We start from the raw sequence: 9,024 nt of genomic DNA, 5'->3' as shown, positions 1-9,024 counted from the left end.
TCGGCAATCCGACGCAACAGCTCAAATGCCTGCTGCGTTTTAGGCGAAGCAGGCAGGGCAAGCTCCGTTTGCGCGGTCATCAATGTCAATTGATTATCATCGGTGTCAAACCCCACGCCGTCACCCACGGCATTCGCGCAAATCATATCCAACCCTTTTCGCTGACGTTTTTCACGCGCCTGAGCCAACACCTGTTCCGTTTCGGCAGCAAAGCCGACTACAAACAGGCCTGGAAACTGTTCAGCGACCTGAGCCACAATATCGGGGTTTTTCACCAGGCGCAAGGTCATTTCATCCGTATCCGCCTGCTTTTTTAACTTTTGTTGTGCTGGCTCAACCGGACGAAAATCCGCCACCGCCGCCGCGCTGACAAACACATCCTGCTCACCCGCTTCCGATAAAACAGCCGCCTGCATTTCCAGCGCGGTCACCACATCCAACCGTCGAAGATTCGGGGCGGTTTTCAGAGCAATCGGTCCGGCGACCAAGGTCACTTCCGCTCCCAGCTTCAAAGCGGTTTCCGCAATGGCCACGCCCATTTTTCCGGAACTGCGATTGCCGATAAAGCGCACCGGATCAATCGGCTCATGCGTCGGCCCCGCCGACACCAGTAAATGCTTGCCCTGCCAGGCGCGAGCGACTTTCTGCCAGGCCTGGTCATTTTCGTTAAGCGCTTCAACCTTTCGGCTAGACTCTTCAAGGGCACTCAAAATCACCGCCGGATCGGCCAAACGCCCAACCCCTACCTCACCGCACGCCTGTTCGCCGTTATCCGGCGGAATCACCTGCCAACCGCGCTGCTGCAACACCGCAAGATTGTCCTGAGTCGCGGCTTTTTCCCACATCAAACGATTCATAGCGGGTGCCACCCAACCGGGCTTGTCGGTCGCCAGACACAAGGTGGTTAAGAGGTTATCCGCGCGCCCCATGCGAATCTTCGCCAAGGTCTCCGCCGTGCAAGGGGCAATCACAATCGCATCCGGCCAGCGTGCCAGTTCGATGTGCCCCATACCCGCTTCCTGAGTGTCATCAAACAACTGATCGCGCACTGGCCGCCCCGACAGCGCTTGAAATGACAAGGGTTGCACAAACGCCTTCGCCCCTTCGGTCATCACCACCTGCACCTCATGGCCGGCCTTCACCAGCAATCGCACCAGCGCCAAGGCTTTGTAGGCGGCAATGCCTCCGGTGACGCCCAACAATACCTTCATACAGGCTCTCCGTCGGCCGTGACCGCACCCTCCGCCAACGCCAATAAAGTCGGTGCCAGCCGCACTGGACGGCCTTTTTGAACGGTGACGCCCGTTGTTTTCGCCGCCACGATCAAAGTGCCGTCTTCCCGATAAATCGACTGTTCAAACACCACTTTAACCCGTCCTTGCGGCACCAGGACCACCGTCACATAAAAACGGTCGTGCGGTCGCAAAGACGCTTTATAGTCCACTTCGGCACGCACCACCATCAGATCAATGCCCTCGGCAGCCAAGGCGGCAAAATCCACCTGATTCGCCAGTAAAAATTCATGTCGCGCGTGTTCCAAGTAGTGTTGATAAACGGCATTATTCACAACACCTTGCAAATCACACTCATAGTCTCGGACGGCCATTTCAAGCTTAAACATTGCCAGCAGATACCCTTTTGATTAAGATGGCCTTTATCTTAGCAAAAAATTTATAAAACCATGGCAATAACCGACTGGCACGCCCACGACCGTCCGCGCGAAAAACTCCTGAACTTTGGTGCAGCGCATTTATCGGACGCTGAACTGTTGGCCATTTTTCTGCGTGTGGGCGTCAAAGGCAAAAGCGCGGTCGAACTGGCGCAGGATCTACTGGATCACTTCGGCAGCTTGCACGCTCTGCTTCAGGCGAACGAACCCGAATTTTGTCAAGCCAAAGGGCTGGGGCAAGCGAAATACGTACAACTCAAAGCCGTACTGGAAATCTCACGCCGCCATTTTGAATCCGGCCTGACCAAAGGCGACGCCATGACGGCACCCGACAAGGTGGCACAACTGCTATCGCATCACATTGGCCATCAATCGCGTGAAATCTTCGGACTGGTACTGCTGGATCAACAGCACCATTTCATGGCCTTTACGCCACTGTTCACCGGCACCATTAACCAAGCCACGGTGCATCCCCGCGAGGTGATTCAGACCGTATTGGAACACCAGGCCGCGGCGGTGATTCTGGCGCACAACCACCCTTCCGGCGACCCAACGCCCAGTGACGCCGATGTGGCGCTCACGCAACGACTCATAGACGCCTTAGAGGTGATTGATGTGCGCTGCCTCGACCACATTATTCTAGGGGATCACGGTCGCTGGACATCCTTGGCACAACAAGGAAAAATGTGACCATGTCTATGGAAGTCTCACCGCGACGCTCCGCTTCACCGCAACACCCTTTAACCTGGCTCACTTTCATCTGGGCCTGGATGACGTTTCTGCTGGCGATTTGGCTCAGTTGGCACCTGTTAGCCAAGGTGGATTTCTTATACCCAATTTGGTACAAGACCATCGGCATTCACGAACACATACAACACTACGCGCCCCAAAATCGCTACAAACCAGACTTCGAACACACCACTCAGGCCGAACGGATGTTCCTGTTTCACGGCATCGTACACGGCATTCACCATCAGGGAAACGGGCTGGAAGACTTGCGCTACCACCCGTTCTCAAACACTTCCTCAGACGCCTCCTCAGACGATTCCTCAGACGTTTCGTCAAACACCGGTACGCCATTGCTTCGACCCCAAGAGGTTGGCCACCTTAAAGATGTCGCCCATTTGATTGATCAGATCAACCAAGCCGCCTTGAAGCTTTTCTTTTTCTGGCTGGTGCTGACCGCCTGGCGCATCACAAAACGGCAAACCCATTCTTTTCGCCAGGTCTGGTTCCTGCTGGAAATACTGTTAATTCCGCTCGCCATCGCCTTGTTTGTGATAGGGCCCGAAACCGTGTTCAATCAATTACACATCTGGGCCTTTCCAGCGGACAACCCATGGTTTTTTTACTACCAAGATTCCTTAATGACCACCCTCATGAAAGCGCCCGACCTGTTCGCCTACATCCCGGCTCTGTTGGTTTTAATCGGCGGAGCACTGTTCAGCGCCTTCAACACCCTGCTAAATCGTTTTATCCGCCGCCTACCGGAATAGCCTGAATAATTCGAGCGCACCCCTTGCTTTTCGGTTGAATTTTATGGATAATTCCGCTTCTTGTTTTTCACGGTCTTACCCAGACTGTTTTAACGTAGAAATATTCGAATATTTTTAAGTCAGGTGAATCCGCTGGATTTACCGTTTTTGAGAGGAATTGAGAAATGTCCAGAGTCTGCCAAGTAACAGGTAAAAAGCCTGTGGTCGGTAACAATGTTTCCCACTCTCATCGTAAAACTCGTCGTCGTTTTTTACCAAACCTACAAACTCATCGTTTTTGGGTTGAGAACGAGAACCGTTTTGTCAAACTGCGCCTTTCCACAGCGGGTATGCGCATTATCGACAAGAATGGTGTTGAGTCAGTGCTTGCAGAGATGCGTGCACGTGGTGAGAAAGTGTAAGGGAGCCCGACATGCGCGATAAAATTAAACTTCAATCGACAGAAAGCGCTTATTTTTATACCACGGATAAAAACAAGCGTAACATGGCGGGTAAATTCGAGATCAAGAAATACGATCCCATCCTGCGCAAACATGTTCTCTTTAAAGAAGCCAAAATCAAATAAGGTCTATCCGACTTAGATGATGACCCAGCTCAAAAGGCTGGGTTTTTTTTGCCTTAACCTCAGCGATCAACCCCGCCCTCAGTCTTCAGGCTGCATCATCACCACTCGGTTACGCCCTTCCTGCTTGGCTTTATACAAGGTCTCATCCACCCAGTGATACACCGTATCCACATCCTTTAAGTGTGACGGTTGCAAAAAAGCCGCCCCCACTGAAATCGTCAAAACCTTAAACGGCGAGCTCTCATTCATCACGCCCAAAGCCGCCACGCGTTGGCAAACATCATGCATACGCATTTGAAAGGCACTCTCGCTATCGAACTCGGTCATCACAAAAAACTCTTCACCGCCCATTCGGAAAATCGCATCCGACTCCGCCGAAAATTGTGCTTTCAGCACCTCGGCCACACGCTCCAACACTTCATCCCCTTTTTGATGACCGTAAACATCGTTGACCTTTTTAAAATAATCAATATCCAACATGGCCACCGACATAGTGCGTGCCTCGCGCGAAGCCCGCTCCAAAGCTTCCAAAAAGGTTTGGTTAAAATAACGGCGGTTATAAAGCCCGGTCAAATCATCGGTAATCGATACCTGCTCCAAACGCTTGCGATCCGTAATATCCACACGCGTGGCCCAGACCTGGTGCACTCGTCCCCATACATCCTGCTCAGGGGTTAAAGTGATCTCCACCCAATAACTGTCTCCATTCGCCCTACGCCCCTCCAACTCACCCTGCCAGATGCGCCCGGACTGCACCCAATCCTGAATGTAGTGTCGTTGACTCTCCGAAAGGGCATTGGACGCCAAATCAAGATAAGAGCGCCCGATCAAGTCCATTTTCGCATAGCCGGACAGGCGACAAAAGGCTTCGCTGACCCAAACAAGCGTCAAGTTTTCCAGATCAATCAAGGTGGCATAGGTCAGTTCATGAATTTTATGAATATAGACCTGCTGCTTGTTTTTCTGATAGCGGTAAAAAAACACCAGCAAGGACATCAACAATAACAATACAAACACCAATAAACCGATTTCGAACAGCTGTCGCTTATCGAGCCGATTCACCACTTCCAACTGAATCCAGTGATTGAAAATAACACGGCGCTGCTCCTCGGTAATGGAGGCCAGACTTTTCGAGAGAATACTGTACAGAATCGGCTTATCGCGCTGCACACCGATGGCCAACTCAAAACGGTGATTCGACTGACCGATGACATGAATGCCGGTCAAACCATACCGGTGAATGGCGTAATTGACGGCACCCAAGTTGCCGGAATACACCATGGCACGGCCATCGATCACCGCTTCCAAGCCTTCTTTCACCGAGTCTACCTGCAGCAATTTGATTTTCGGGTAATTTTTCGCCAGGGTTTCGTGCGACCAATAGCCTTTCACCACGGCCACCACATCGCCCTCCAGTTGCTTATAGTCGGGAATCACCGACAGCTCCTTTTTACCCACCAACACCATCGGAAAAGACAAATAAGGATCGGTAAAACGCATGTATTGAGAGCGCTCCGGCGTTGCAACCGCACAGGAAAAGGCATCGTATTCGCCCGATTTAGCCCCCTGCAACACCTCCGACCAAGGCTTGTCCTTTACGGTCACAAACCGCAATCCCGTTTTATGCGAAATCAACTTGAAATATTCTGCGGCAATCCCGCTGTAGCGCCCTTCCGAATCAATAAACTCAAACGGCTGCCAATCAATATCATTCGCCAGATGGACGACTGGATTCTGCTGGAGATAATCCAACTCTTTCTGAGTGAAAATATAATCGGTGGATCGAAAGATAAAGCGGGTCATATCCAGCTGTCGAAATCGTTCGTTGGACAGCATGCCCACTTCTTTGGCTTCCGCCGCCGTCGCCAGAAGCTTGGACGGCTCCACTGTGCCGATCGGCGTCAGGCCGGACTTAACGTAACGCCTGGTGATGGCCGCCTCGCTCAAAAGCGCCTCGCGCGACTTGACCACCGGGTAATTCGCCAGAATGTAATCCACCACTTCCGCCGGATGCTCAATGGCGTAACGCCACCCCCGAATCGTGGCTTGTTTAAAGGCCTCAACGCGATCAGGGTGTTGTTTAGCATAGGATTCAGCGGTAATGATTAAGTCGCCGTAGCTTTGTACACCAAATGTTTTCGGGTCCACAATGTGGTAGGGAATACCCTGCAAATCAAGACGATAGGGTTCATTAGTCGCATAGGCGGCATACAAATCGACTTTACGTTGAATAAAGTCGTCTAAATTGCCTGAAGGCGGCAAACTCACGGGCGGATGCTCCGCTTCAACAGCCACTTTGTTTAATAATGATTGAATTTGCAGGTTTTCAAAGTGCATGACCTTTAGCCCGCCCATATCGGCCAGATCATGCACGGGTTGATGGGACAACAAAACCATCGGAGAGAACTGAAAGGAACTCATGACCAGCTGAATCGGCGCGCCTTTGGCAAACGCAACGATCGACGAACTGTAAGAAGTGGCAAACTCCGCACGCCCCGTCACCACCTCGTCCACCATATTCATGCCGGGTCGCCAGCTTTGCACCAAGACATCCAGGCCAGCCTCACGATAGTAACCTTGCTTAATCGCGGCGTAAAACCCCGCAAACTGGAACTGATGATTCCAGTTGACCTGAACCGTGACCGGCGTCAGCGGTTGGGTGACCGCGCGCGCCGAAGCCACCAAACACAAGAGCAACGCGAGGAACCCAAAAAGACGAAATGACATGGAGGTGCAAACCTTATCGGGCGCTTTTTAGCGGCCTCATTATGATTCAAACCCTTTGAACAACTCAAAGGCGACTTCCATTATAAAAAATTTACTGTGACTTGAAAGACTTAATTACTCAACAATGATCCAAAAGGTACATCAGGAAAAATCAATCCGAATATTGACCTTCGCGTTAAAGTTGGGGCTAAGGACTGAACACCTTTTTCAGCAACTGAGTGGTTTGCTCGGCGGGATTTTCTCGAATCTCCGCTTCTTTTTGCGCCAGATAATAAAACAGACCATCCAATCCTTTTTCGGTGGTGTAATCCACCAAGTTGGTTTTAATGTCCGGCACCAGTGGAATGTCTTGATACTGCGCCATCATCTGATCGTACAGTCGAACCGCGCCGACTTCATTCATTTTTTCGGCAATAATCGGCTGCATTTTTCGCTGCAATTCCGTATCGGTTTTCTCACGCAAATACTGTGTTGCAGAATCTTTCGGACCATTGTAAAGCGCCTGCAGATCGGTAAACTTCATTTCGGAAATCGCCTGAATAAACAACGCTTGCGCCTGCGGTGCCGCCTGTTCAGCCGCTTCGTTCAACTTCGCTTCCAGCGCCTGACTGTAATCGCCCAAACCGACTTTCTGTAAAAGCGAATCGGCTTGTTGCAAGGTCGCTGGCAAGGGAATGTGAATCGCCGGATCCTGACTGTACCCTCCGGCCTGACTCAACTGGGAAACCACTTGTTTTGACCCCATATCCAGCGCCTGTTTAAAGGCTTTCGACAGTTCGTCAGATGACAAACCGGCCGGTAAAGAGGCGGATGAACTCGACTGGGACGAAGTGTCACCGCTTTGAGATTGCAACATTTCTTGCGCCTTATCAAACCAACTGGCCTGCGCCACGGACACAGCACCACTGAGCGCCGCGGAAACGGCCAGCATAAGAAGCGTTCGATTTGAACCCTTAATATTCCTATTCAATTACATTTTCCTTATTATTCGAAACCACGACACATTAAGCGATACGAAACCGAATTTTACCGCAGAATGTCGTAAGGGGGTTAACCGTGGTACCCAAATAAAATACAAAAAAAGCCGGTCATTTCAGATAATGACCGGCTTTCGGCTGGATGGGGCAAATGCGGGTGGTCTTACGGTTCTTTTTTAAAAATCGTCCAGAATCACCTCAGAACCCACCCGATGAATCAGGCCAGTTTTCCATAGTAACGCATTTTGGCTTTGCGGATAGAGGGTGGCATTTTGGCCCAGTTTTCTGGAAAGGTTTTGGACTGAAAATCGCGCAAGGCTCTAAACGCATCCTCAATTAACCGAAATGAAGCAACAACGCCATTTTCGTTGGCAACACAGTACCCTAAATCGTCACAGTCTACATAATATCCTTGTGTGTTCATGACCCACCTCCTTCTGTGTGAGATGTTTGTAAGTATTTATTTTGTCTTGTTTTTATCTTTCCCTTTCAATGACTTTAACGGCCACTCAGCCAAAACATTGAGCGAAATATCAAAACCGGATGCAAGCGTTGATTGCAAAATGATTCACTCTCCCAACCGACATCCCTTAGAATTCACATTCAACTTTTAATTCAATTACAGAAAGAACCATGCCAGAACTGCCCGAAGTAGAAACCACCCGCCGCGGCCTGCAACCCAAGGTGGAAGGCCAGGTCATCACCGACATCCTCATTCGCAATAGCCGCTTGCGCTGGCCGGTGGACGAATCCCTGCGGCAAAAACTGCCAGGCCTGGCGATTTTATCCATTCAGCGCCGCGCCAAATATCTGCTGTTGCAAACGCAGAAAGGCCACCTCATCATTCATCTTGGGATGTCGGGCAACCTGCGCGTTCTTCCCAAAGGCACACCACCGCTGAAACACGACCACATTGACCTGATTCTGGACAACGGCTACCGAGTGCGCTACCACGACCCACGCCGCTTCGGCTGCTGGCTGTGGACGGAAGACCCACCAGAAGCACACCCGCTGTTGACATCGCTGGGGCCGGAGCCATTGAGCGATGATTTTAATGCGGATTATTTATGGCAAACAGTGCAGGGTCGCAAGCGCCCGATCAAAACCTTGATTATGACCAACTCGGTGGTGGTCGGTGTCGGCAATATTTACGCCAACGAGTCGCTTTTTCTCAGCCGCATTCACCCGGCTCGACCCGCGGCCAGCCTGTCGCAACAGGAAATCGAAACACTGGTCAGGCACATTAAACAGGTGCTGGAAGCCGCCATTCTTCAGGGCGGCACCACATTAAAAGATTTTCTCAGCCCTAGCGGACAGCCGGGGTATTTTGAGCAGACACTGCACGTTTACGGTCGTGCGGGTCAGCCGTGCACCCAATGCGCCACCCCAATTGAAAAAGTCTTACTCAATCAACGTGCCGCCTATTTTTGCCCCAGTTGCCAAGCGCCCCCGCCGCAGTCGGCCCCAAAACGCCCCTAACCCGAATGTTTACCTTCGGTTCTTCGATTCATGAATTTGTGCTGAGATTGCGCAGAGCATTGGTTTCACAAGGAAATTTTCGAAGAAGTGTCGACTCCGCGATTACGACCG

At 51.2% G+C, this 9,024-nt stretch carries 10 protein-coding genes; 5 read left to right on the top strand and 5 right to left on the bottom strand.

Annotation, left to right across the window (positions count from 1 at the left end):
• Both coaBC and ACP5D0_RS05195 read right to left on the bottom strand, forming a co-directional pair.
• The coding region (gene coaBC / locus ACP5D0_RS05200; protein ID WP_472364551.1) for a bifunctional phosphopantothenoylcysteine decarboxylase/phosphopantothenate--cysteine ligase CoaBC at positions 1 to 1,211 on the bottom strand (1,211 nt) is incomplete at its 3' end.
• Positions 1,208 to 1,621: an acyl-CoA thioesterase gene (locus ACP5D0_RS05195; protein WP_472364550.1), complete on the bottom strand. Its 414-nt coding sequence runs from the start codon at positions 1,619 to 1,621 to the stop codon at positions 1,208 to 1,210. The genes ACP5D0_RS05195 and coaBC, both read right to left, overlap by 4 nt.
• 60 nt (positions 1,622 to 1,681) lie before the next feature.
• Between ACP5D0_RS05195 and radC the strand changes: the two genes are divergently transcribed.
• From radC to rpmG, 4 genes are all read left to right on the top strand, one after another.
• Positions 1,682 to 2,359, top strand: coding sequence for a RadC family protein (gene radC / locus ACP5D0_RS05190; RefSeq protein ID WP_472364549.1), 678 nt, complete (start codon positions 1,682 to 1,684; stop codon positions 2,357 to 2,359).
• A gap of 2 nt (positions 2,360 to 2,361) precedes the next feature.
• Positions 2,362 to 3,165, top strand: a complete 804-nt coding sequence (locus ACP5D0_RS05185) for a lipoprotein intramolecular transacylase Lit (protein ID WP_472364548.1) — start codon at positions 2,362 to 2,364, stop codon at positions 3,163 to 3,165.
• Between the two features lie 164 nt (positions 3,166 to 3,329).
• Positions 3,330 to 3,566: a 50S ribosomal protein L28 gene (rpmB, locus tag ACP5D0_RS05180; RefSeq protein WP_472364547.1), complete on the top strand. Its 237-nt coding sequence runs from the start codon at positions 3,330 to 3,332 to the stop codon at positions 3,564 to 3,566.
• Positions 3,567 to 3,577: 11 nt separating this feature from the next.
• Positions 3,578 to 3,730 (top strand): 50S ribosomal protein L33, encoded by a 153-nt coding sequence (gene rpmG / locus ACP5D0_RS05175; RefSeq protein WP_029938870.1) that lies wholly within the window; start codon positions 3,578 to 3,580, stop codon positions 3,728 to 3,730.
• 78 nt (positions 3,731 to 3,808) lie between these two features.
• Here the strand turns inward: rpmG and ACP5D0_RS05170 are convergent, their stop codons facing one another.
• The 3 genes from ACP5D0_RS05170 to ACP5D0_RS05160 all read right to left on the bottom strand — a co-directional run bounded on the left by ACP5D0_RS05170 (position 3,809) and on the right by ACP5D0_RS05160 (position 7,858).
• Positions 3,809 to 6,457 carry a transporter substrate-binding domain-containing diguanylate cyclase gene (locus ACP5D0_RS05170; RefSeq protein ID WP_472364546.1) on the bottom strand — a complete coding sequence of 883 codons (2,649 nt, stop codon included), beginning with the start codon at positions 6,455 to 6,457 and terminating at the stop codon, positions 3,809 to 3,811.
• A gap of 187 nt (positions 6,458 to 6,644) precedes the next feature.
• A complete protein-coding gene (locus ACP5D0_RS05165; protein WP_472364545.1) occupies positions 6,645 to 7,388 on the bottom strand; it encodes a DUF4197 domain-containing protein in 744 nt (247 codons plus the stop codon).
• Between the two features lie 263 nt (positions 7,389 to 7,651).
• Positions 7,652 to 7,858 (bottom strand): hypothetical protein, encoded by a 207-nt coding sequence (locus ACP5D0_RS05160; RefSeq protein WP_472364544.1) that lies wholly within the window; start codon positions 7,856 to 7,858, stop codon positions 7,652 to 7,654.
• Between the two features lie 209 nt (positions 7,859 to 8,067).
• Between ACP5D0_RS05160 and mutM the strand changes: the two genes are divergently transcribed.
• Complete coding sequence (mutM, locus tag ACP5D0_RS05155) at positions 8,068 to 8,913, top strand: bifunctional DNA-formamidopyrimidine glycosylase/DNA-(apurinic or apyrimidinic site) lyase (protein WP_472364543.1); 846 nt, start codon at positions 8,068 to 8,070, stop codon at positions 8,911 to 8,913.
• Positions 8,914 to 9,024: the final 111 nt, after the last annotated feature.

It is taken from the genome of Hydrogenovibrio sp. (assembly GCF_049975065.1).
GTDB lineage: Bacteria > Pseudomonadota > Gammaproteobacteria > Thiomicrospirales > Thiomicrospiraceae > Hydrogenovibrio.
The sequence above is the reverse complement of the archived record's forward strand: the minus strand, read 5'-3'. Positions and strand labels throughout refer to the sequence as shown.

Bases quoted from the DNA above. Each gene is read 5' to 3' on its own strand.
- mutM (WP_472364543.1), top strand. From the start codon at position 8,068: ATGCCAGAACTGCCCGAAGTAGAAACCACCCGCCGCGGCCTGCAACCC.
- ACP5D0_RS05160 (WP_472364544.1), bottom strand. From the start codon at position 7,858: ATGAACACACAAGGATATTATGTAGACTGTGACGATTTAGGGTACTGT.
- ACP5D0_RS05195 (WP_472364550.1), bottom strand. From the start codon at position 1,621: ATGTTTAAGCTTGAAATGGCCGTCCGAGACTATGAGTGTGATTTGCAA.
- ACP5D0_RS05185 (WP_472364548.1), top strand. From the start codon at position 2,362: ATGTCTATGGAAGTCTCACCGCGACGCTCCGCTTCACCGCAACACCCT.
- rpmG (WP_029938870.1), top strand. From the start codon at position 3,578: ATGCGCGATAAAATTAAACTTCAATCGACAGAAAGCGCTTATTTTTAT.
- ACP5D0_RS05170 (WP_472364546.1), bottom strand. From the start codon at position 6,457: ATGTCATTTCGTCTTTTTGGGTTCCTCGCGTTGCTCTTGTGTTTGGTG.
- rpmB (WP_472364547.1), top strand. From the start codon at position 3,330: ATGTCCAGAGTCTGCCAAGTAACAGGTAAAAAGCCTGTGGTCGGTAAC.
- ACP5D0_RS05165 (WP_472364545.1), bottom strand. From the start codon at position 7,388: ATGCTGGCCGTTTCCGCGGCGCTCAGTGGTGCTGTGTCCGTGGCGCAG.
- radC (WP_472364549.1), top strand. From the start codon at position 1,682: ATGGCAATAACCGACTGGCACGCCCACGACCGTCCGCGCGAAAAACTC.